Origin of the sequence: Labrenzia sp. PHM005 (assembly GCF_006517275.1) — a bacterium.
GTDB lineage: Bacteria > Pseudomonadota > Alphaproteobacteria > Rhizobiales > Stappiaceae > Roseibium.
This window is the reverse complement of the sequence record NZ_CP041191.1, coordinates 3,924,501-3,945,182: the sequence shown is the minus strand read 5'-3', so window position 1 is coordinate 3,945,182 and position 20,682 is coordinate 3,924,501. Positions and strand designations below refer to the sequence as shown.

Annotated in this window: 22 protein-coding genes; 6 read left to right on the top strand and 16 right to left on the bottom strand. The window is 56.3% G+C overall.

Translation table 11 applies throughout. The features are described from left to right. Positions 1 to 53 precede the first annotated feature (53 nt). From iolD to FJ695_RS17855, 4 genes are read left to right on the top strand one after another with little or no spacing between them, the layout of a single operon-like run. Entirely contained in the window at positions 54 to 1,919 is a 1,866-nt protein-coding gene (gene iolD, locus FJ695_RS17870; protein ID WP_141186707.1) for a 3D-(3,5/4)-trihydroxycyclohexane-1,2-dione acylhydrolase (decyclizing), read from the top strand. Beyond that, the gene (gene iolC / locus FJ695_RS17865; protein ID WP_141186706.1) at positions 1,919 to 2,893 is read left to right on the top strand and encodes a 5-dehydro-2-deoxygluconokinase; all 975 of its coding nucleotides are present in this window, start codon (positions 1,919 to 1,921) and stop codon (positions 2,891 to 2,893) included. Before iolD ends, iolC begins: the two co-directional genes overlap by 1 nt. A gap of 12 nt (positions 2,894 to 2,905) precedes the next feature. Beyond that, complete coding sequence (locus FJ695_RS17860) at positions 2,906 to 3,748, top strand: 5-deoxy-glucuronate isomerase (protein ID WP_141186705.1); 843 nt, start codon at positions 2,906 to 2,908, stop codon at positions 3,746 to 3,748. Further along, positions 3,745 to 4,590, top strand: a complete 846-nt coding sequence (locus FJ695_RS17855) for a class II fructose-bisphosphate aldolase (RefSeq protein ID WP_141186704.1) — start codon at positions 3,745 to 3,747, stop codon at positions 4,588 to 4,590. The genes FJ695_RS17860 and FJ695_RS17855 overlap by 4 nt, the downstream gene beginning before the upstream one ends. On the opposite strand, the gene FJ695_RS17850 is transcribed toward FJ695_RS17855, so the two are convergent. The 4 genes from FJ695_RS17850 to FJ695_RS17835 form a co-directional block, all read right to left on the bottom strand. Then, positions 4,584 to 5,342, bottom strand: a complete 759-nt coding sequence (locus FJ695_RS17850; RefSeq protein WP_141186703.1) for a S9 family peptidase — start codon at positions 5,340 to 5,342, stop codon at positions 4,584 to 4,586. The two genes, FJ695_RS17855 and FJ695_RS17850, sit on opposite strands and share 7 nt — an antisense overlap. A 118-nt stretch (positions 5,343 to 5,460) precedes the next feature. Further along, positions 5,461 to 6,330 carry an alpha/beta fold hydrolase gene (locus FJ695_RS17845; RefSeq protein WP_141186702.1) on the bottom strand — a complete coding sequence of 290 codons (870 nt, stop codon included), beginning with the start codon at positions 6,328 to 6,330 and terminating at the stop codon, positions 5,461 to 5,463. Position 6,331: 1 nt separating this feature from the next. After that, positions 6,332 to 7,501 carry an MFS transporter gene (locus FJ695_RS17840; protein ID WP_141186701.1) on the bottom strand — a complete coding sequence of 390 codons (1,170 nt, stop codon included), beginning with the start codon at positions 7,499 to 7,501 and terminating at the stop codon, positions 6,332 to 6,334. 126 nt (positions 7,502 to 7,627) lie between these two features. After that, positions 7,628 to 8,821: an acetyl-CoA C-acyltransferase gene (locus tag FJ695_RS17835; RefSeq protein ID WP_141186700.1), complete on the bottom strand. Its 1,194-nt coding sequence runs from the start codon at positions 8,819 to 8,821 to the stop codon at positions 7,628 to 7,630. A 106-nt stretch (positions 8,822 to 8,927) separates the two neighbouring features. Here FJ695_RS17835 and FJ695_RS17830 point away from each other — a divergent pair, with 106 nt between their 5' ends. Further along, on the top strand, positions 8,928 to 9,479 hold the full coding sequence (locus FJ695_RS17830) for a TetR/AcrR family transcriptional regulator (protein WP_371708790.1): 552 nt from the start codon (positions 8,928 to 8,930) through the stop codon (positions 9,477 to 9,479). A gap of 109 nt (positions 9,480 to 9,588) precedes the next feature. Further along, complete coding sequence (gene hisC, locus FJ695_RS17825; protein ID WP_141186698.1) at positions 9,589 to 10,644, top strand: histidinol-phosphate transaminase; 1,056 nt, start codon at positions 9,589 to 9,591, stop codon at positions 10,642 to 10,644. Positions 10,645 to 10,712: 68 nt separating this feature from the next. On the opposite strand, the gene FJ695_RS17820 is transcribed toward hisC, so the two are convergent. From FJ695_RS17820 to FJ695_RS17765, 12 genes are all read right to left on the bottom strand, one after another. Further along, positions 10,713 to 12,137: a M23 family metallopeptidase gene (locus tag FJ695_RS17820; protein WP_209010708.1), complete on the bottom strand. Its 1,425-nt coding sequence runs from the start codon at positions 12,135 to 12,137 to the stop codon at positions 10,713 to 10,715. 209 nt (positions 12,138 to 12,346) lie between these two features. Then, positions 12,347 to 12,805 (bottom strand): hypothetical protein, encoded by a 459-nt coding sequence (locus tag FJ695_RS17815; RefSeq protein WP_141186696.1) that lies wholly within the window; start codon positions 12,803 to 12,805, stop codon positions 12,347 to 12,349. Between the two features lie 36 nt (positions 12,806 to 12,841). After that, the gene (locus FJ695_RS17810; RefSeq protein ID WP_141186695.1) at positions 12,842 to 13,423 is read right to left on the bottom strand and encodes a hypothetical protein; all 582 of its coding nucleotides are present in this window, start codon (positions 13,421 to 13,423) and stop codon (positions 12,842 to 12,844) included. Between the two features lie 98 nt (positions 13,424 to 13,521). Continuing rightward, on the bottom strand, positions 13,522 to 14,214 hold the full coding sequence (locus FJ695_RS17805; RefSeq protein WP_141186694.1) for a protein-L-isoaspartate(D-aspartate) O-methyltransferase: 693 nt from the start codon (positions 14,212 to 14,214) through the stop codon (positions 13,522 to 13,524). A gap of 22 nt (positions 14,215 to 14,236) precedes the next feature. Further along, entirely contained in the window at positions 14,237 to 14,995 is a 759-nt protein-coding gene (surE, locus tag FJ695_RS17800; RefSeq protein WP_141186693.1) for a 5'/3'-nucleotidase SurE, read from the bottom strand. Between the two features lie 49 nt (positions 14,996 to 15,044). Then, positions 15,045 to 16,325, bottom strand: coding sequence for a serine--tRNA ligase (gene serS / locus FJ695_RS17795; protein ID WP_141186692.1), 1,281 nt, complete (start codon positions 16,323 to 16,325; stop codon positions 15,045 to 15,047). Between the two features lie 67 nt (positions 16,326 to 16,392). Further along, the gene (tatC, locus tag FJ695_RS17790) at positions 16,393 to 17,193 is read right to left on the bottom strand and encodes a twin-arginine translocase subunit TatC (protein WP_141186691.1); all 801 of its coding nucleotides are present in this window, start codon (positions 17,191 to 17,193) and stop codon (positions 16,393 to 16,395) included. Beyond that, positions 17,190 to 17,609: a Sec-independent protein translocase protein TatB gene (gene tatB / locus FJ695_RS17785; protein WP_141186690.1), complete on the bottom strand. Its 420-nt coding sequence runs from the start codon at positions 17,607 to 17,609 to the stop codon at positions 17,190 to 17,192. Before tatB ends, tatC begins: the two co-directional genes overlap by 4 nt. A 41-nt stretch (positions 17,610 to 17,650) precedes the next feature. Then, positions 17,651 to 17,875: a twin-arginine translocase TatA/TatE family subunit gene (locus FJ695_RS17780; protein WP_141186689.1), complete on the bottom strand. Its 225-nt coding sequence runs from the start codon at positions 17,873 to 17,875 to the stop codon at positions 17,651 to 17,653. 144 nt (positions 17,876 to 18,019) lie between these two features. After that, on the bottom strand, positions 18,020 to 19,135 hold the full coding sequence (locus FJ695_RS17775; protein WP_141186688.1) for an ABC transporter ATP-binding protein: 1,116 nt from the start codon (positions 19,133 to 19,135) through the stop codon (positions 18,020 to 18,022). Then, positions 19,135 to 19,842, bottom strand: a complete 708-nt coding sequence (scpB, locus tag FJ695_RS17770) for an SMC-Scp complex subunit ScpB (RefSeq protein ID WP_141186687.1) — start codon at positions 19,840 to 19,842, stop codon at positions 19,135 to 19,137. The genes FJ695_RS17775 and scpB overlap by 1 nt, the downstream gene beginning before the upstream one ends. Next, positions 19,835 to 20,674, bottom strand: a complete 840-nt coding sequence (locus tag FJ695_RS17765; protein ID WP_209010707.1) for a ScpA family protein — start codon at positions 20,672 to 20,674, stop codon at positions 19,835 to 19,837. The genes scpB and FJ695_RS17765 overlap by 8 nt, the downstream gene beginning before the upstream one ends. Between the last annotated feature and the right edge of the window lie 8 nt (positions 20,675 to 20,682).

Genomic DNA, 20,682 nt, shown 5'->3' with positions numbered 1-20,682 from the left:
CAAGCGGCAATCGGCTGCACTTGCACGAAAACAATTCATTGGGAGAGGCGAGCATGAGCACCCAAACGGTGAAACTCACGACCGCTCAAGCGATTATCCGCTACCTGGCAAATCAGTTGATCGAGATTGACGGCGAAGAGATCCGGGTCTGCGGCGGTGGGTTTGGCATTTTTGGCCACGGCAATGTCACGTGCCTGGGGGAAGCGCTCTATAATCACCGGGACGACCTGCCGCTTTATCGCGGCCAGAACGAGCAAAGCATGGGGTTTGCCGCTGCAGCCTATGCGAAACAATGGCTGCGTCAGCGTTTCATGTTTTGTACCGCCAGTGCCGGACCTGGAACCTCCAACCTCCTGACGTCAGCCGCTTTGGCGCATGCTAACCGGTTGCCAATGCTGATGCTGTGCGGAGATACCTTTCTCACCCGCCTGCCCGATCCGGTGCTGCAGCAATTGGAGCACTTCAACAATCCGACATTGGGCGTCAATGACGCTTTTAAATCCGTTTGCCGGTATTGGGACCGGATCACACACCCGGCTCAGATTATTCAATCTCTGCCCGCCGCGCTTGCGACCATGCTGGATCCGGCCGACTGCGGCCCTGCTTTCCTGGGACTGCCTCAAGATGTTCAGGGATGGACTTATGACTACCCGGAGAGCTTTTTTGAGCGCCGCGTCCACAGGATCCGCCGGACGTCTCCGGACGCAAACGAAATTGCAGACGCTGCGGCCCTGCTAAAATCCGCTGAGCGCCCGCTGATCATTGCAGGTGGCGGCGTTCAATACAGCCGGGCCGTTGCCGAACTGACGGCGTTTGCCGAAAAACATCAGATCCCCGTCGTCGAAACTATCGCCGGGCGGGCCAACCTCCTGGCTACTCATCCATTAAATGCCGGACCGATTGGCGTCACGGGATCCAACAGCGCCAACTCTCTAGCAGAAGAGGCAGATGTCATTTTGGCAGTCGGCACGCGCCTTCAGGACTTCACCACCGGCTCATGGACCGCCTTTTCTCAAGACGCCCGGTTCATCTCGCTTAATGCTGGACGACACGATGCCGGCAAACACATGTCATTGCCCATTGTTGGGGATGCAAAATTGGGCCTTCTGGCGCTGGAAGAAGCAGTATCGGGTTATCAATCCCCTGCAGCCTGGACGCAAAAGGCAGCCGATGAACGCAAGGCGTGGGATGCCTATGTTGCGGAAAATGTGGCCTACGGGAACCGGCCAAACTCCTATGCGCAGGCCATCGGCGTGGTCAACGCGCTCTGCGACAAACGCGACCGCGTGGTCACGGCTGCCGGCGGACTACCTGCCGAAGTGACAGCCAATTGGCGCACCCTTGATATCGGCACCGTTGATGTGGAATTCGGATATTCCTGCATGGGGTATGAAATAGCCGGCGGCTGGGGCGCGCGCATTGCCCAATCCGAACGGGAACCGGACAAGGACACCATCATTTTCCTCGGTGACGGTTCGTATCTCTTGATGAATTCGGACATCTATTCATCGGTGCTGAGCCAGAAAAAGCTCATCATTCTGGTGCTCGACAATGGCGGTTTTGCCGTCATCAACAAATTGCAGAACAACACCGGCAACGAGAGCTTCAACAACCTGATTGAAGACTGTCCGACGGTACCCGAAGCTTTTGCGGTTGATTTTGAAGCCCATGCGGCCGCAATGGGCGCAGATGCGGAAACGGTCTCCAATCCGGCTGAACTCGGCGAAGCCTTCAAACGCGCCAAGGCAGCTGACAAAACTTATGTCATCTGCATGAAGGTCGATGCCTACGACGGATGGACCGCCGAAGGGCACACCTGGTGGGAAGTCGGCACACCGCACATCACCCAAAGCGCCAGGGTTCGGGATGCCCATGTCGATTGGGAGTCCTCCCGTTCCAAACAGCGCCGGGGGATCTGATGCTTCTGGACGCAATTGCTCAAAACAACTTCGTCGTCGTCGGGCGTGCCGGGATCGATTTTTACACCGATGCCGGGGTTCGGGCTGAAGACGCGGAGCGGGTCAGTGTCGGACTTGGCGGGTCCGCAGCCAATATTGCTGCCGGGATTTGCAAACTTGGCGGCCAGGCCGCGCTGGTCACCCGGGTGTCTGACGATAGCGTCGGCAGCTACTGTACCGGTCAGCTAAACCATTACGGCGTCAACACCGATCATGTGACCCCGGTGGGCGGCGAATACCGCAACTCCCTCGCCTTTTACGAATCCGTTGTCGACGGCCACCGCAATGTGATTTACCGCAACGGCGCGGCAGATTTTCAAATGGATTCTGAGGACGTTTCCAAGGTCGATTACAGCGCGTTCGGCGCACTGATCACCGCAGGCACCGTCTTTGCTGCCGAACCGTCGCGCAGCGCCAGTTTCAAGGCATTTGACCTTGCTAAAGAGCAAGGCCTGCCCATCATCTTCGATGTCGATTACCGGCCCTATTCCTGGCCGTCGGCAGAGGTTGCAGCTGACGTGCTCTCAAGGGCAGCTGCACAAAGCGACATGATTGTCGGCAATGACGAGGAATTCGGTTTCATGGCAGGAAGCTATGACAAGGGTCTCGACAAAGCCCGCGACCTCGCCCGGACAACCGCTTCTTTGGTCATCTATAAAATGGGCGAACACGGCGCGATCACCATTTCTCGCGAGGAGGAATTCAAGACCGGCATCTATCCCGTCGACGCGCTCAAACCGAACGGCGCGGGCGACAGTTTCATGAGCGGCCTCATGACATCAATAGCCGACGGCCACAGCCTGAAGGACTCCGTACTGCGCGGGTCAGCATGTGCGTCCATTGTCGTTGCCAAACCCGGCTGCGCTCCAGCCATGCCCAATCCGTCCGAACTCGAAAAATTTTTGTCTTCCCACCCCGGCCCGACATCCGTTTGAGAGGAAAACCCCATGCATATCGCGCCGCATGACAATCAGAACAAGCCGATCGTCGACGCTGACAATTCAACGGTTCCCCTTAACTATTTCAACATCGTCAAACTAAAAAGGGGCGAAGCCTTTCAGTATCAGGTTCCCGGGTATGAGACCTGCATTGTTCCGGCAACCGGCACCGTCACAGTCAACGTCGAAGGCGTTACCTTCGAGAACCTCGGCAATCGCGGCGTTGATGTTTGGGATGGAGAACCGGAAGGCGTTTATGTGCCGGCTGGGGCAAAAGTCACTTTGGAGTGTCTGTCTGAGGAAACCGAAACCTTCATAGCCGGGGCCAAGTACGACAAGGTTCTGGACCCATTCGACGTCCGAACCGACGGCATCGACTTGGTGCAATACGGCTCTGACGACACCAAAACCCATCGCAAAATCAAACACATTCTGGGCCAAAAACAACATAGCAAGGTCGGCCGCCTGCTGGTGAGTGAGCTCTATACGGTTGGCCAAGGCGGCTGGTCCGGATTTCCGGCACACAAACATGATACCGACCGGTTGCCGGACGAAACCCGGCACGACGAAACCTACAACTTCCGTTTCCGTCCGAACCACGGCTCCGGCGTGCAGATCCTGCAGCGTGAAGATGGTGTTCCCGGCGAAGCGTTCCACATCATGGACCGCTCGACCTTTGTCATCGACAAGGGCTATCACCCCTGCGCCGTCATGCCGGGATATGAAATGTACTATTTCACCATCCTGGGCGGGCTCAGCCAGCGGTCCCTTGTGCAGTATTTTCAGCCAACCCATGCCTATCAGGTTGAGACCATCCCCGGCATCAAGGACATGGTGGCCAAGTTCAAATGACCCTGGCAACGCTTGCAGCTGTGCTGCAACCGGCATTGAAAAACGGTTATGCGGTTGCCGGCCTTGTCACACTTGGCTGGGAGGATATGCGCGCTTATGTGGCCGCAGCAGACGCGGAAGGAGTTCCGGTCATTTTGCAGGCAGGCCCCTCTTGCCGCGCGCATACGCCCCTGCCGATCCTGGGTAAAATGTTCCGCCACCTGGCGGACACCGCCAGCGTTCCGGTCGTTGCGCATCTCGATCACGGCTACACCTTTGAAGACTGCCAGGAGGCCCTCGACAGCGGCTTTACATCGCTGATGTATGACGGTTCCCAAAAACCGCTTTCGCAGAACATTGACGAAACTGGTCGGATCGCAGAAATGGCCCACGCTGCGGGCATTTCCTGCGAAGGTGAAATCGGCTTTGTTGGCTATGCAGAAGGCGCAACCTCAAAGGGGACGGATCCGGAAGAAGCCCGAAAGTTTGCCGAAGCGACAGGGGTCGACGCCATGGCGATTTCCGTCGGCAATGTGCATCTTCAAGAAAACAAGGAAGGCGGCTTGGAGGAGGAGCGCATCCGGGCCATTGAAGCTGTCACGGATGTGCCGCTCGTCATTCATGGCGGCTCCGGGGTTCCGTCCGCTCAACGGCGCAAACTCGCCACCGGATCCAAAATCTGCAAGTTCAACATCGGGACCGAACTGCGGAAAGTTTTTGGGACCGCGCTGAGAGATGCGGTCAATCGCAATCCAGACCGGTTTGACCGGGTAGCGATACTCTCTGAAATCCACGATCCACTGGCGGCCGCAACGCGTGTGGTCTTGCGTGATTTTGGGAGATCCGTCCCGGCTGCTCAGTGAACCGTTGGCTCCTTTAAAAAGACATCTTGCAGGAAAGGCCGAAGCGCTGCCTGAACTTCCTTTCGAGGCAACTCATGTCCACTGTCGAAGATCTTGAGCATCGCATTAGAACCAGCTTCGATGAGCGCATCAGACATGGCCTCTGCTTGGGATAAGGGCGCCCGGTCATCATAGCGTCCGTGTAAGAGAAGGGTTTCTGCCCGGATCTTATCTGCATGAAAGCGAGCCGATCGCGCCAGGAATGCTTCTTCCGACAATCCCGCTTCGATTTCTATGGCACGCCGGATACCTCTCGAACTTTGGTGATAAACCTCTTTCAGATCATAAACACCGCTGGAAAGAATAACCGCCCGCAAGTCAAAGACTTGAGTAGCGACAATGGCTGCCGCGATCGCGCCCCGGCTGTGGCCGTATAGTACCAGCTGCGCAGGATCAACAGACGGCTGTTTTTTCAGGAAATTCAGGGCTGCAATGATCGCCTTCTGAGTTATCGGACCACAGAAATCTGCCGGCCCGCAAGAAGAACCGAAACCCGGTTGCGACACAGCGGCCGCAGTTATGTTCAACCCGGAAGCGAACCGTGTGAGCGCCCCCTTCTCGGCAATTTCCTTTGCGCCAATAAGGCGGCCGCCTTGATTGCCGTGAACGAACAAAACAGCACCACACGGTACAGCGCCAGCGGGGTGAGCCTGAAACAGTTCGACAGACGCGCCATCACCCCGGTCTATCAGGTGTCGTGTGATTGGCTCCATTCCAACTCCCAGCTTGCGAAGCACAACCCAGAATAGGTGAATGAGAAGAGCGTTTCTAGCGGGAATTTCATGAGTGGACCGCTCATTGGTGGTCCACTGTTTTTCATTTTGCGTCCGACTAGATCGTTTCACCAAGCCAGCTGCTGAGGGCTGCGGTCAACCGATCCGGGGCGTCCTGTTGCACAAAATGGCCGACACCCGGCCAGGTGCGGATAGTAAGGCTGCCTGCCACCCACTCCCACACGCCATTGTGGCCGGCGGTCAGGACATAGGGGTCCTCCATGCCGTGAATAATCAGCACCGGTACAGTGATCTTAGGGGGTGTGTCCTTACGCTCCTGATACGGCTCAGCGGGAAAACACACCCGGTAATAATTTAGCATGCCGGTCCGGTTGGACGCCTCCATGGCTGCTATATGGCGCGAGCGGAACGCCGGGTCATGAATCCAGGTTGATAGCCGGTCGAAATCCAGTTTGCTTTCAGAACCCGGCTGCTGAAACACACGGGCATAGCCGCTGGCCTTTTGCTGGTCCGGGTTGTTGGCAAGTTCGCGGGAAATCGCCCAGGGATGCGGCAGGTTGACGATGCCCAAGCGGCTGACCTTTTCCGGCCGAAGCAAGGCCGTCTGCCAGGCAACAAAACCGCCCCAATCGTGCCCGATGACGATCGCGTCTTTCTCGCCGCAGTCCTCAATCACCGCACAGACATCAGCGGCTAGACGGTTAGGTGTATAGGACGCTTCGTCTTCCGGCTGATCGCTCAAATTATAACCGCGCAAATCCATGGCCACTGTGCGGTAATTGGCGCTGAGCGCATTCATCTGTTCCCACCAGGTGAGCCAATGGTCTGGGAAGCCATGGATAAACACCACCAAGGGACCATCGCCAATACTGGCATAATGGATCTTGGTGCCGTTGTTGTCGGTATAGTGATGACTAACTTTGGCTTCGAAGGCTGCCAAGTCGGCCTCTTTGTTGATTGGAGACATCTTATCCTCTTGCAGTTTGGAGATTTTGTTGTGCGGCGCTCCGGCCGAGCCGCAGCGCAAAGAGACAGCCGATCAAGGCAATGACGGTTCCTATGGCCGGAGCACCTGCAATGCCGGCCAGATCCAGCGCCAGCGCACCCAACGCAATTCCAAGCCCCTGCCCCAAATAAACCATGGATGCATTCAGGGCGAAAACCAACGTCGCCGATGGTCCTGCCAAACGTGCAAGGCGCGCTTGGACCGTGGCGCCAATGGCAAATTGCGCGATCGGCCCCAGAATAACACTCAGTGTTATCGCAATGAGCCCGGCTGTCCCCGCGTGTTGCAGGCTGAGCGAGGGCACTGTGACGGCGAGCGAGGCCGCCAAAATGGCAAACAGTCCGCTGAGCAGATACCGCCCACCACCGGCTTGCCGCGCCCCCATCTTGATCCCGACGAGACTGCCAACACCTGCCAGAACTTGGAGTGCCGCGATGCCAGGACCGCCAAATCCAGTCAAAGCGCGAATGACCGGCCCCAAAAGACCAACAAGGGTGAAGAGCGCGGTCGACGCCAGAAGCATGATGCCGAGATGGGCCAGAACTCCTTTGTTCAAGGCACCGTTCGTTACGGCCGTTTTTTGCGGATCTGGCTGATTTGACGGAACACAGGCAAGCACCATGGCAAAGGCCAGCGCACAAAACAACGCCGTGGCGGCAAAACAGGCCTGCCAGCCGAAAGCGTTGCCCAAAACGGACCCAAGCGGAATACCGGCGATCATCGCCAAAGGAATACCGGCATAGACCTTGGCAATCGCTGCCGGACGCCCTTCTTCGCTCGCGTTGGTGGCGGCAATCGCTGTTGCCAAAGGGAACGCCAGAGCTCCCAGCCCGCCAACCAGAATGCGCAGCACCAAGAGGCTTGGATAATCAGGCGCAACCGCGGACCCTGCATTCAGGACCGTCAGGATAAAGAGAACACCAAGCAGGAGGGATTTGCGTGGTAGGGCCGCCGTCAGCCGGGCAAGGAGCGGTCCGCTCAACGCACAGGCAATTGCAAAGCCGGACTGAAGAGCGGCCGCCGCCCCGACAGATACACCCAACGCCTCTGCCATTGGCGCAAGCACACCAGAAAACACGAAGGCGCCCATCGTAAAGGCGAAGGGGCATAAGAGAAGCGCAACACTCATCATTGGGGATTTTTTTCCTATTCAGGGAAACGCCTTGTCCGAAGTAATCGGCCAGAGGACCGGCGACTGCAGGACATGGCACCCGAACGGCCGAACCTCGCCGTTCGGAAAACTCATTCCGGAAAGGTGTTAGGGCAATTGAACTGCAACGGCCGTCGCCTCGCCGCCGCCGATACACAGCGCGGCAATGCCTTTCTTGAGGCCGCGCGCTTTCAAAGCGTGAATGAGCGTGACGAGAATACGCGCGCCCGTTGCTCCAATCGGATGACCAAGTGCACAGGCACCGCCATTGACGTTCAGTTTGTCGCGCGGAATGCCGAGTTCTTTTGCAGCGGCCATCGCGACAACGGCAAACGCCTCATTGATTTCATAAAGATCAACGTCGCCGGCGCTCCAGCCAGTTTGTTCTAGCAACTTTTGGATGGCCGGGATCGGTGCCGTTGTAAACCACTCGGGCGCCTGACTGTGTGTTGTGTGCCCAACGATCCGGGCCAGCACAGGCATATTTTGGCTCACGGCAACATCTTCACGGGTTAAGACCAAGGCCGCGGCCCCATCTGCATTCGCTGAAGAACTCGCGGCCGTTATTGTGCCGTCAGTTCCAAAAGCTGCCCTTAGCCCGGGAATCTTCTCCGGGTTGATTTGCGGCGGACGTTCATCGGCATCGACAACAAGCGTACCTTTGCGGGTTTGAACCGCGACCGAGGCGATTTCTCCGGTAAAAGCACCGCCCGCGACGGCGCTCTGCGCCCTCTTTAATGTCTCTACGGCATAGGCGTCCTGATCTTCCCGGTTGAATTGGTATTTTTTGGCCGTTGCCTCCCCGAATTCGCCCATCGGGCGGCCGGTTTCATAGGCATCTTCCAGACCATCGCGCATCATGTGATCAATTACTTCCGCAGATCCGGCTTTCCGTCCGCCGCGCATCTCAGGCAATAGAAATGGCGCGCCGGACATGGATTCCATGCCGCCTGCCACAATGATTTGGCCATTGCCGGCTTTCAGCAGATCGTGTCCGAGCATCACAGCCTTCATGCCGGATCCACAGACTTTGTTGATGGTTGTTGCACCGCAGGCATCCGGTAGACCCGACGCCCTGGCCGCCTGACGCGCGGGAGCCTGGCCAAGCCCTGCTGGCAAAACACAGCCCATGATAGTCTCACTAACGCTGTCTGCCGCAATTCCGGCATCTGACATGGCTTCCGCGATGGCGGTCGCCCCAAGCTTTGTTGTTAGCACCGACGCCAGTGATCCCATGAACGCCCCCAAAGGCGTGCGGCGGGCGGCGCTGATCACGATTGGCATGTCTTGTGTGTCCGGCATTCTGTCACCTCGTTCAATTTGCGCATAGATTATGAATGTAATCTTTGTTGTCAATAAAAAGATTATGATTATAATCCAAGTCGGAAACAGGAGGAAACCGGTGAGAGTGAGCCGCGAAGACGCCCAAGAAAACCGCCAGCGTGTTGTCGAAACAGCAAGCCGATTGTTCCGCGAACACGGCTATGACGGGATTGGAATTGCCGGCCTGATGAAAGCATCCGGCCTTACAAATGGCGCCTTTTACAAACAATTTGCCAGCAAGGACGCGCTGATTGCGGAGGCAACTGCCCATGCCCTGTCGGAAAACCTTGACCGTTGGCGCAACAGCATTCAATCGACCCCAAACAGCGCCCCAGGCGAATCTGTTGCCAAGTGGTATCTGACCAAAACTCACGAGGAAAAACGGGCGACAGGCTGCACCTTTGCGGCCCTTGGCGGTGACGCTCCGCGCCAGGGCAAAGAAGTCCGCCAAGCTTTTGATAAAGGCCTTCGCGAAACGCTTACGCTTTTGGACGAAGAAGCTGGTGGCAAGGAGTCAGCAAGTTCAAAGGCTGCCCTTAGGCAATTGTCGCTCATGGTGGGGGCTTTGGTTCTCTCCCGCGCCGCAGAAGACCCAGACCTGAAGACGGCTTTTTTGGAAGCTGCAGCTGAAGAATGACGTAACTCCACCCCTCCTCGGCTCTACACCAGTCATTCGGTGCTGGCACAAGAATTAAACTGCCACTACTGTTCTATAAGCGAATGTTTTTCCGACATAGGACAAGATCATGAGCAGGTTCTGGAGCCCGATTGTCGATCGTCTGGTGCCCTATACGCCCGGCGAACTGCCGAAAACGTCCGATGTCATCAAGCTCAACACCAATGAGCATCCCTATGGCCCTTCGCCTCAAGCCCTGAAAGCCATCCAGGAAGAAACCGATGACCGGCTGCGGCTTTATCCCGACCCGGGTGCGGTCGAACTGAAACGGGCAATCGGTGGGTCGCACCGGTTGAACAAGGATCATGTTTTTGTCGGCAATGGGTCCGATGAAGTCCTAGCACATGCCTTCCGCGCTTTTTTCACCGGCAAGGACCCAATCCTTTTCCCCGACATCACCTATTCCTTCTATCCCACCTATTGCCTCTTGTTCGGCATTGAGTGCCGCCAGGTGCCGCTGACCGACAGGTTCGAAGTTGATCTGGCCGATTACCAGAACCAGCGCGGCGGTATCATTCTGGCCAATCCGAATGCCCCGACCGGCATAGCTCTTCCGTTGAAAAACATAGAAGCCCTGCTGACACAAAACCCCGATTGCGTGGTGATCATCGATGAAGCTTATGTCGACTTTGGCGGAGAAAGCGCGGCTAGCCTGATCCCGGATCACGACAATCTGCTCGTCATTCAGACTTTCTCAAAATCCCGGGGCTTGGCTGGCATGCGGGTCGGGTTTGCCCTTGGCCAAACGCACCTGATTGAGGCGCTCAACCGGGTGAAGGACAGTTTCAATTCTTATCCGCTTGGACGCCTGTCTCAAGCAGCGGCCCTCGCCGCCTGGGATGATAAAGATTGGTTTGAAACAACACGCCATGAAGTGATGGCTGGACGCGACACTCTCACCGCCCAATTGACCGGGCTAGGATTTACCGTTCTGCCGTCAGCGACCAACTTTGTTTTTGTCAGCCATCCCAAAGAAACAGCGGCCAGCCTTCACGCTGCGCTCAAGGCTGTGGGCATTCTGGTGCGCCACTTCAAACAGCCGCGCATTGAAAACTGGCTTCGGATCACTGTCGGCACATCGGACCAATCGGAACGGCTTGTGGACGCCCTCAAACGCATTCTCTAGCAGATTGGTTTCCGCCAACAAAAAGCCCGGCACGATGGCCGGGCAATTTCCTAAGGCATGTCCGCCGTTTAGCGGCGCGGCAGGTATTTTAAAGGATCCACTGGCTTGTTGCCCTTGCGCAGTTCGAAGTGCACCTGCGGCTGGTTGACTGAGCCGGTCGCACCGGCAAGCGCCACAGCATCGCCGCGGCGGACCTTATCGCCACGTTTCACGTTCAAGACGCTGTTGTGAGCGTAAGCAGATACATATCCCTCATCATGGCGCACAAGCACCAAATTGCCGTAACCCTTCAGTTCATTGCCAGAATAAATCACCGTGCCATCACCGGCTGCTTTCACCGGCGTGCCTTCCGGTACAGCCAAGTTGACGCCTTCATTACGCCCACCACCCGGCTTTGCCCCAAAATCCGAAATGATGCGGCCACGCACAGGCCAGCGGAATTTGGCTGAAGACTGGTCGGCCTTGGGCTGAACAGCGGCGACTTCAATCGGTTTTTCTGGTGCTGCTTCCGTTTTCGCCGGAGCTTCCGGTTGGATTTCCGGTGTGGTGATCGCGGTGGTTTCGACCTTAATTGGCTTATCTGGACCCGTTGCAATCTGCCGGACCGGCTGGCGCCGCGGCGCTGGAACCGAACTGGACGAACCTGTTGCCGGAACCGAGGCCGTTACAATTGGCTGGCTGGCTTCACCGGGCTTTCGCTTAGGCAAAGTGCTCGCAGGTACAGCAGCCATTACAGTTGCAGGCGGTGTGTTTTGTGTCAGCTGGGCAAAGGTCGGTTGCTCATAAGGTTTGCGGTCCGGACGCGGTGCAGCCCGTGCGACAGTCGGAATAGATCCTGTCACGAGGGTTTCGCGGCTTGCGACGGGCGGCAGCTTGACCTTGCTCGCGCTCGATGTGCCGTAATGATCCGCATAAACATAGGTTGGGATCAAAAGTGATTGACCAGGACGGATATGAGACGATGTCTTGAGTCCATTCACAGAGGCTACAGCCTTGACCGGAACGCCATAGCGGCGAGAAACCGATGCGAGCGTGTCGCCCTGACGTGTTTTGACCCGGGTTCCGCCAGCAGCGGTCCAGCCCTTCCAATCTTTGCCGGCTGCAGCCACTTCAGGTGCTGGCAGCGCAGCGACTTGCGGCGTTGTAATTCGCTGCGGCTTTGGCGCACTTACAACGGCTGGCGTTGTAACCGGCGCCGGCCGGACCGGAGCATAAACGGGCTGTGGCTGGCTTGGAATAGAGCCGGTAGACACCGGTGCGGACGCAGTTTGCGGCAGTCCGGCCGCAGTACCCCCGGGACCATTGATAATATCCTGATAGGATGGCTGAGCAGGCGCAGATCCATTCATGATCTCGCGCTGATTTTTTGTGCTGGCGGTGTAATAAGGATCCGGCCCGAACCGCTCACTCGCCGACGAACACCCTGCAAGGGCGGCGGCACCAAGTGTGACTGTCGCGACTTTTCCCAGAAGTTCCCTGCGGAGGAAACGCATCCGCTTTTTCATCGTCTCAACCCAAACTGCTGACAATGGCTGCTTTGGTTAAGATTAGAAACGAGTAAGGTTTATAAAGACTAAAGAAGAGGCTTCAAATCAGTGGCTATTTCAGTTTCTCGATCCAGCTATTTTATTGTGTAGGCCGCGCATTTCTGCGGTTTATCTGCATTAAGTCAATTGCAGCGGCCTGACAAATCTCCGTAACGTCAGCTGCATTCGCGGGCGATCACGTTACAATCCGAATCTCTATAGTACGTGCAATTGTTCTGAGTCATGACCGCTGCGCAGCTGCCACCTTCCTCTCCAAAATCCTCAAAACCGCCAGATGGCCCGGCCAAGTTGTTGACGGCAAAGAGGACAAAGACAGCGCACCACGCGGCGGCGAACTTGTAAAACGTCGCCCGGCGCACAGAAGGGGCTTGCCAAAGCAGGTAAAGCCCAACTGGATAAGCCAGAAGCACATAGGCCGGATGAACAAACCGGACGCCGAGCGGAAAGAAGGCAATCAGCACAAGAACAGTGATGCCGATTTTCCAATTGCGCTCAAAAACATCTCCCTTCCAAAGTCCATAAAAACCAACCGGAAAGAAAATCAGCAACCAGGCAATGACCAGCGGTTTGTTCCCGGTCCACCCCTCGCCGGAGGTTTCTTGCGCCTCACTCATTGGCGGTCCTTTGCGTTGGTGCTGTGAATTGACACCTTAGTGCGGCCTGCAGTGAGACAACGGAATCGGGCTGAGCAGGAAGGTCTTGTCGTCGGGCGCGCGGTTAAAGATCCGATTGCCGGCATCACACTGATTGAAATCGAGATCCGTACCGCCGGTCAGACGCAGTTTGTCGTCCTTTCGGCCCTCCAGATAAAACCGGCCGCCATCGCATTCGATGCCGCAGGCAATCCGATTGCCCTCCGGTTCACAATAAGCGTCTGTTTGCCAGCCTTCATTCTCCCCTTTGATCCAGACATCAAGCTTGAGGATAAACCGGGGGGTATCGGGATAAGGCTGATAAGGGCTTTCCATCCCCAGCAATTGCTGGCGCGAAGGAAAGTGACTGATCGCGATGTCGACCGTTTTTTGTTCTGGATGCGCTTTTTGGTGCTGAAGGCTATAGGTACGGCCGTAACAATTGGGAAAACTCATGAAATAGTCTTCCAGCGGCAATTCATCGGCCGCCGAAGTTACACTGCTTGAGAGGATCGCCGCACCGGCGAGCGCCATCTTAGTGCTGGTATCTTTAAGGCAAATAAACGTCCAAACACGACCAAGAAACCCGATAAAACTCATAAAACCCCCTCCGGAAAATTGCTTATTGGGTAGCATGACGTAAGGGTATGGGCAATGACTGGCCAGGTTAAGGTGCAAAATGCATCTGCAGCGCGACGTTAAAGGTGATGGGCAACACCGCGCATGAGGGAAATCATCCGCACCTCACCCAAGGTCTTGGTGGCACCAACGCTTTCGGTCTTAATCAGCCGCACAAGCGATTGTACGCTGCCCGGTTGCCCAAGCGGGGCTATCAGAATTCCTTCCGGAGCGAGCTGGGCCATCAGCTGATCTGGTATTTCAGTGACAGCTCCATTCAGGATAATCCGGTCAAATGGCGCCTTCTTTTCCAATCCGCTCAAACCATCTTCATGAAGCAAAGTCACATTGTCTTGTTTCATCGCGGCGAGCCGCTGGTCTGCCAGTTTCAAAAGCGTCTGATAGCGTTCCAGACTGTAAACGTGCCGCGCCAGCTGAGCCAAAACGGCAGTCTGGTATCCCGACCCGGTGCCCACCTCCAAAATCAAGTGATCGGGTTTCACATCCAGAGCCTGAAGGGCAAATGCAACATCGGACGGTGCGGACATTGTCTGTCCGCATTCCATAGGAAGTGCTATGTCCTCATAGGCAAGCTTGTGATGGCGCGCGGCTAAGAACAGCCGCCGGGGAAGCCTTTCAATCGCGGAAAGAATCTCAACAGGAGCGATACCACGTTGGCGCAAACCAAGCACCAACGCTGCGCGCGCTTCGGCCTCGTCCGGTAAATTCGGTTGTTGCGCCCCGCTGTCTCCGCCGGGACCATAACCGGTCATCCGCTGCTCCCCGGTTCAAAACTTAACGCAGGGCTCCGGATAAATGCTCAACCAGATCATGCGCCGTCAAATCTATGCGTAGCGGGGAAACAGAGACATATCCATCGGCAATTGCGTGAAGGTCTGAATTATCAAGAACCGATTTGCCCCGGTCTTGAAAACGCAGCCAGTAATAGGGGTGCCCGCGGCCATCGGTCCGCTCTTCGATGTACAATCCGCTTTGCTCATGGTGGCCTTGCACCGTCACTTTCACGCCCTTGACGTCTTCTGCTTTGCAGGCTGGGAAATTGACATTCAAAAGCGAATACGGCGGCAGATCGAAGTTCACCAGTTTTTTAAACAGCTCCGGCGCGTGAATTTCGGAGGTTCTATAGTCGGGTTCCGCTTTGGTATTCCAGCCGTAGGCTTGGGAAACGGCGATGGACCGGATGCCCAGAATAGCGCCCTCCATCGCACCGGCAACGGTACCGGAGTAGGTCACATCTTCAGCAAGGTTCTGCCCGCGATTGATGCCGGAAAGCACCAAATCCGGCAAACCAGGCAGGATATTGCGTACCCCCATGATGACACAATCGGTCGGGGTCCCTTTGACGGCAAAATGCCTGTCGTCGATCTGACGTAGCCGCAAAGGATCGTTCAATGTCAGGGAGTGTGCGACACCACTTTGATCTGTTTCCGGAGCCACAACCCAGACATCATCGGACAAAGTACGGGCAATCCGCTCCAAAGCGTCAAGGCCTGGCGAATGAATGCCGTCGTCATTGGTAATCAAGATGCGCATGAAAAACCCGTTCAAAATCTCAAAGGGAAAGAAGGGAGGGCAGCCGCCCTCACCCGATTTTTTCTAGACCATTCATATACGGCCGCAAAACGTCCGGCACAGTGATGGTGCCATCGCTGTTTTGATAATTCTCCAGAACCGCAATCAAGGCCCGGCCGACGGCAATACCGGATCCATTCAGTGTGTGCACATGTACCGGCTGTTTGGCGTCCACTGGGCGATAGCGGGCGTTCATGCGGCGTGCCTGGAAATCACCACAGACCGAGCAAGATGAAATCTCGCGATATGTGTTCTGCCCCGGCAGCCAGACTTCAATGTCGTAGGTTTTGCGCGCTCCAAAGCCCATGTCGCCGGTACACAGCGTCATGACACGGTAATGCAGCCCAAGTTTCTGCAAGATCATCTCAGCGCAGCCGAGCATTCGCTCCAACTCGTTGAGCGACTCTTCCGGTGTTGTGACCGACACCAACTCACACTTCTGGAACTGATGCTGGCGCAGCATACCGCGGGTATCGCGGCCAGCAGATCCAGCCTCGGAGCGGAAGCAATAGGTCAAAGCCGTGACCCGCAGCGGAAGCTGGTCTTCCGCCATGATTTCGCCCGCAACCAGATTGGTCAGCGGCACCTCCGCGGTCGGGATCAGATAGTGATCCGTTGTTGTCTTGAAGAGATCTTCCTCAAACTTCGGCAGCTGGCCGGTGCCATAGAGCGGATCAGAATTGACCAGGAGCGGTGGCGACACTTCCGTATAGCCGTTTTCCTGAGTGTGCAGATCGATCATGAACTGGCCGAGCGCCCGCTCCAAACGCGCAATCTGCCCTTTCAGGACAACAAACCGCGAGCCGGACAGATTGGCGGCGGTCGAAAAATCCATCCCGGCGAGATCTTCACCAAGCTCATAATGTTCCTTCGGCGCGCCTTCGAGTTGAAGTTCCGGCTTTTCGCCATGGGTGCGATAAAGAACATTGTCGGCTTCATCCGCACCTTGCGGCACATCCTCGTGCGGCAGGTTCGGAATAACCGCCATTGCTGCTTCTAGGCCGGAGATCAGCGTCCGCTCTTCCTCTTCACCTGACTGGATGAACGCTTTGATTTGGGCGACTTCGTCGATCAGCTCTTGCGCGCGCGCGTCATCGCCCGAGCCCTTGGCCTTGCCGATTTCCTTGGACGCAGCATTGCGCCGTTCCTGGGCTTCCTGAAGCTTGGTGATGTGGGAGCGGCGGGAATCGTCCAATGCAATCAGCTTGGCAGCTGAAGCTTCATAGCCCCGCTTTGCCAAAGCCTGGTCAAAGGCGTCTGCGTTTTCCCGGATCCATTTGATATCAAACATCTTCGCTTCCCGAACGGCGGTCGTTGTTAAGAACAGTCCGCCGCGGGAAGAAAAGCAGGGCTAAGGCTTAAGCCGCAGCATCCTCAGCTTCACGCTCGGCATCACGTTCCGCGCGCTTTTTCTCCACCATCCGGACGGACAGAATGGAGACTTCGTAGAGAAGCAACGTGGGCAGCGCAAGACCGATCTGCGAGATCGGGTCGGGTGGTGTCAAAATAGCCGCAGCTGCAAACGCTCCAACGATGGCGTATTTGCGTTTTTGTTTGAGGCCATCAGCTGTCACCAGACCGGCACGGCCGAGCAACGTCAGAACCACCGGCAGCTGGAAAACCAGGCCGAATGCGAAGATCAAGATCATGATCAGACCGAGATATTCGCTGACCTTAGCAAGGTGTTCGATGGCCACCTGGCCGGCCCCGCCAGACTGTTCCATCGACAGGAAAAAGCCCATCGCCATCGGCATGACTAGGAAGTAAACCAGGCAGGCACCGATCAGGAACAGGATCGGGGTTGCGACCAGAAACGGCAGGAACGCACCGCGCTCATGTTTGTAAAGCCCAGGAGCCACAAACATATAGACCTGACTGGCGATCACCGGGAACGCCAGGAAAAGCGCACCGAACAGAGCCAGTTTCAGCTGGGTGAAGAACCATTCCTGCGGTGCGGTGAAGATCATCTTCACCGCATCCGGATCCGGTGCTGCGCGCAAGTAAGGCACGGTCAAAATGTTGTAGATATCAGTCGCGAAATAGAAGCAAGCGACGAACATCACAAGAATTGCAGCGATGGACCACATCAGCCGCTGGCGCAATTCGATCAAATGTTCGATCAAGGGCGCCTTTGAGGCGTCGATATCTTCCTGGCTCATGCCTTGGCTTCTTCCGTGACGGGCGCGTCTTTCGGTGGAACTTTGGGTTCAGCCGGATTCTCGGCTGAAGCGTCAGCCGTTTTCTCCTCTGCGGGCTTTTCCGCTGGAGATTTGGTGTCGACCTCGACCGATTTTTTTATCTGCGCCGCGTCTTCCTCAATCGATTTTTTCAAATCGCCAAGGGGATTGAAGTTGGCCGCTTCTTCGACCGTCTTTTTCATGTCGGCAATATCAGCCTGCTGCTCTGCTTCGCGCAAAGCCTCATTAAACGTGGATTGGAACTCGCGCGACATCTTGCGCACTTTGCCCATAGTCTGGCCAAGCGTGCGCAGCATGCGCGGCAAGTCCTTCGGCCCCACGACGATGATCGCAACACAGGCGATCACCATAAGTTCCGTCCAACCGATATCGAACATAAAACCCTTCGCCCCTTAGGGAGACGTTACGCAGATGAAGATCAGCTTGCTTTGGTCTGATCTTCTGCCTTGGTGGATTCGACGGTCTCACCGGCTTGATGATCAATTGTCTTCGGGGAATCGGCGACGTCGTCCTCAGCCATTCCCTTTTTGAAGCTTTTGATTCCCTTGGCTACATCGCCCATCAACTCGGAAATCTTGCCCCGTCCGAACAGCAGAACCACCACAACCGCGATGATCAAAATCTGCCAGATACTAATGCCCATACGCCAAACTCCTGATACATGGCTTCAACAGCTCATTTGAGCCCTTGTACAAAACTGCTTGTCTCGCCGCAACAATACATAGTCGGAATGTTTCTGTACTCCTAGACAGAAGGATAATCTGGTAAATTCTTCTAGGATTTGGGGTCACGACCGCGGAAAGACAAGCACATCCTTCGGATCTGTCGTCACAGCGACGTCCATACCGGTTGTCCATTCGCTGCCGGCGCGCACCCGCGCCTGCAACGGACGCTCCAGTCCGTCGACGATAATCGTCAGCAAATCTACTTCCCCGACGAATCGTTTCGACCGGATGCGGCCCTTTACGCCGCACAGACCAGACTTGCTCAAAACAATGCCCTGCGGCCGGATGCAAACATCTGCGGCCCCTTCAGGCATGCCATTTGACGGCAAAATACCAAGGGCGGTTTCAACACCGCTGGACGTCACCTTGCCTTCGATCTGATTGAGTTCGGAAAAGAACCGGGCCGCAAACAGATCTGCTGGCCGATTATAAAGATCAGCAGCTGTTCCATGTTGAACCAGCTCGCCCCGGCGCATCAGAGCAATTCTATCGCCCATGCGCATCGCCTCTTCCGGATCATGGGTGACTATGATGCAGGTCGCCCGGGTTTCCCGGATCACCGCCAAGGTTTCCTCGCGCACACTGTCGCGCAGCCGCTTGTCGAGCCCGGAGAACGGTTCGTCCATCAATAGTATGCCGGGCCGCGGCACCAATGCCCTTGCGAGCGCAACCCGTTGCTGTTCACCACCCGAAAGGGCATGCGGATAATCCCCAGCGTAATCAGCCAAACCTACACGGCCCAAGGCTGTCATCGCAGCCGCTTTGCTTTCCGTTGCGCCGAGTTTTTTCAATCCGAACATGACATTGTCGAGGATCGTCATATGCGGAAACAGCGCATAATCCTGAAACATCAGGCCAACGCCGCGCTTTTCCGGCGGAACGAACGTATCTGGCCCGGCGACAGGCATGCCATTGATGAGGACGGTGCCTGCGCTTTGGCGTTCAACCCCGGCCGCAATGCGCATCAACGTTGTCTTGCCACAGCCCGAATGTCCCAGCAGACACAGGATTTCCCCTGGTGCAACCGACAGGCTCAGGTTTTTGACAGACGGAACCCCATCATAATCATGGGAAACATTTTCATAAACGAGCCCGGCCGCAATGGTCGCGCTCGCCGTTCCCGGTGCACCCCAGCTCAATCCATGGCCGTTGCCGTTGAGAGTGAAATTCTTGGACATCAGGTTTGCGCGGTCTCGTCCGTCTCATCATCAAACAGCGTGCCGTCTTCCAAAGGATCTTCATCCTCGGCAAGCGCCGTATCATCATTGGGTGTCGGCACCATAAAGGATGCCGGAATGGCGCTGTCGAGCAGCCCTGCCCCTTTTAGCTCCTCAAGGCCCGGCAAGTCTTTGACATTTTCCAATCCGAAGTGAATTAGAAAATGTTCCGTCGTACCATAGGTGACCGGCCGCCCCGGTGTCCGCCGGCGTCCGCGCATGCGGATCCAGGTGGTTTCCAGCAGAACATCCAGCGTGCCCTTTGAGGTGGAAACCCCGCGGATCTCTTCGATCTCCGCCCGTGTAACCGGCTGGTGATAGGCGATGATCGCGAGTGTCTCAAGAGCCGCGCGCGACAGTTTGCGCTGCTCTTCCACATTGCGGTGCATGAGGAAACTTAAGTCTTCGGCTGTCCGGAAACACCATTTCCCGGCTACCCTGATGACATTGACTCCGCGGGGGGCATATAGGGTCTGCAGCTCTTCTAAAAGCCCGACCACATCAGTGCCTTCGGGCAAGCGCAAGGTCAGCTCTTCCAGAGACAGCGGCTCGGAGGAAGCAAATAACAAGGCTTCGACCATCCGGAGGCCAGACAGGTCATCCACACTTTTGGGAGCTTCGGTGCCTTCTGGGCCATCTTCCAGATCCAGCTGGTCCGGTTCAGACATCTTCTTCCGGCTCCTGTTCTATGGCGCGGATATAGACCGGAGAAAACGGTTCGCCCTGACGGATTTCGACTTGTCCTTCACGCACCATTTCCAGGCTGGCGGAGAAACTGCTGGCAACAATCGTCGCCCAATCTTTATTGTCGTAAAGATAATCGCGCAGATAGGCGTTCAAGGGCGCCCATTCGCTCACCCGGCCAACAAGTTTCGTCAGCAATTCACGCGCTTCCTGCAGCGACCAAACTGTCCGCCTTAACACGCGGACAGACGTGACCGATTGGCGCTGACGCTGGGTCGCATAGGCCGACAAAAGATCATAGATCGACGCGTCCCAAATGCTTTTATGTTCAACGGACATGGTTTCCGGCTCACCCCGGAAAAACACATCCCGTCCGGCCCGGCTGCGTGCCAGAAGTTTTTCTGAGACTTCGCGCATGGCTTCCAGACGTCGCAGGCGGAAGGCAAGTGCAGCAGCGAGTTCCTCCCCCGTTGGTTCGTCTTCATCTTTTTGTTCCGGCAGCAGTAGCCGTGATTTCAGATAGGCAAGCCAGGCGGCCATCACCAGATAGTCGGCAGCAAGCTCTAAACGCATGCGGCGCGCTTCCGCGACGAAATCCAGATACTGCTCAACAAGAGCCAGAATAGAAATTTTGGCGAGATCCACCTTCTGGGTCCGGGCCAGTCCAAGCAGGAGGTCGAGCGGACCTTCGAACCCGTCTACATCCACAACCAGTTGCGGATCGGAGGTTGCCCGTTCCTCTGCCGAATGCACAGCGCTCAGCAGATCATAGGACTGCTCCTGCACTGGGACCGGTTGTGTTTCCTGTTCCGCCATCAAACTTC

Bases quoted from the DNA above. Each gene is read 5' to 3' on its own strand.
- hisC (WP_141186698.1), top strand. From the start codon at position 9,589: ATGAGCAGGTTCTGGAGCCCGATTGTCGATCGTCTGGTGCCCTATACG.
- FJ695_RS17765 (WP_209010707.1), bottom strand. From the start codon at position 20,674: ATGGCGGAACAGGAAACACAACCGGTCCCAGTGCAGGAGCAGTCCTAT.
- FJ695_RS17855 (WP_141186704.1), top strand. From the start codon at position 3,745: ATGACCCTGGCAACGCTTGCAGCTGTGCTGCAACCGGCATTGAAAAAC.
- FJ695_RS17775 (WP_141186688.1), bottom strand. From the start codon at position 19,135: ATGTCCAAGAATTTCACTCTCAACGGCAACGGCCATGGATTGAGCTGG.
- iolC (WP_141186706.1), top strand. From the start codon at position 1,919: ATGCTTCTGGACGCAATTGCTCAAAACAACTTCGTCGTCGTCGGGCGT.
- scpB (WP_141186687.1), bottom strand. From the start codon at position 19,842: ATGTCTGAACCGGACCAGCTGGATCTGGAAGATGGCCCAGAAGGCACC.
- FJ695_RS17815 (WP_141186696.1), bottom strand. From the start codon at position 12,805: ATGAGTGAGGCGCAAGAAACCTCCGGCGAGGGGTGGACCGGGAACAAA.
- tatC (WP_141186691.1), bottom strand. From the start codon at position 17,193: ATGAGCCAGGAAGATATCGACGCCTCAAAGGCGCCCTTGATCGAACAT.
- tatB (WP_141186690.1), bottom strand. From the start codon at position 17,609: ATGTTCGATATCGGTTGGACGGAACTTATGGTGATCGCCTGTGTTGCG.
- FJ695_RS17850 (WP_141186703.1), bottom strand. From the start codon at position 5,342: ATGGAGCCAATCACACGACACCTGATAGACCGGGGTGATGGCGCGTCT.
- iolD (WP_141186707.1), top strand. From the start codon at position 54: ATGAGCACCCAAACGGTGAAACTCACGACCGCTCAAGCGATTATCCGC.
- FJ695_RS17810 (WP_141186695.1), bottom strand. From the start codon at position 13,423: ATGAGTTTTATCGGGTTTCTTGGTCGTGTTTGGACGTTTATTTGCCTT.
- serS (WP_141186692.1), bottom strand. From the start codon at position 16,325: ATGTTTGATATCAAATGGATCCGGGAAAACGCAGACGCCTTTGACCAG.
- FJ695_RS17835 (WP_141186700.1), bottom strand. From the start codon at position 8,821: ATGCCGGACACACAAGACATGCCAATCGTGATCAGCGCCGCCCGCCGC.
- surE (WP_141186693.1), bottom strand. From the start codon at position 14,995: ATGCGCATCTTGATTACCAATGACGACGGCATTCATTCGCCAGGCCTT.
- FJ695_RS17820 (WP_209010708.1), bottom strand. From the start codon at position 12,137: ATGCGTTTCCTCCGCAGGGAACTTCTGGGAAAAGTCGCGACAGTCACA.
- FJ695_RS17860 (WP_141186705.1), top strand. From the start codon at position 2,906: ATGCATATCGCGCCGCATGACAATCAGAACAAGCCGATCGTCGACGCT.
- FJ695_RS17780 (WP_141186689.1), bottom strand. From the start codon at position 17,875: ATGGGCATTAGTATCTGGCAGATTTTGATCATCGCGGTTGTGGTGGTT.
- FJ695_RS17840 (WP_141186701.1), bottom strand. From the start codon at position 7,501: ATGATGAGTGTTGCGCTTCTCTTATGCCCCTTCGCCTTTACGATGGGC.
- FJ695_RS17805 (WP_141186694.1), bottom strand. From the start codon at position 14,214: ATGACCGGTTATGGTCCCGGCGGAGACAGCGGGGCGCAACAACCGAAT.
- FJ695_RS17845 (WP_141186702.1), bottom strand. From the start codon at position 6,330: ATGTCTCCAATCAACAAAGAGGCCGACTTGGCAGCCTTCGAAGCCAAA.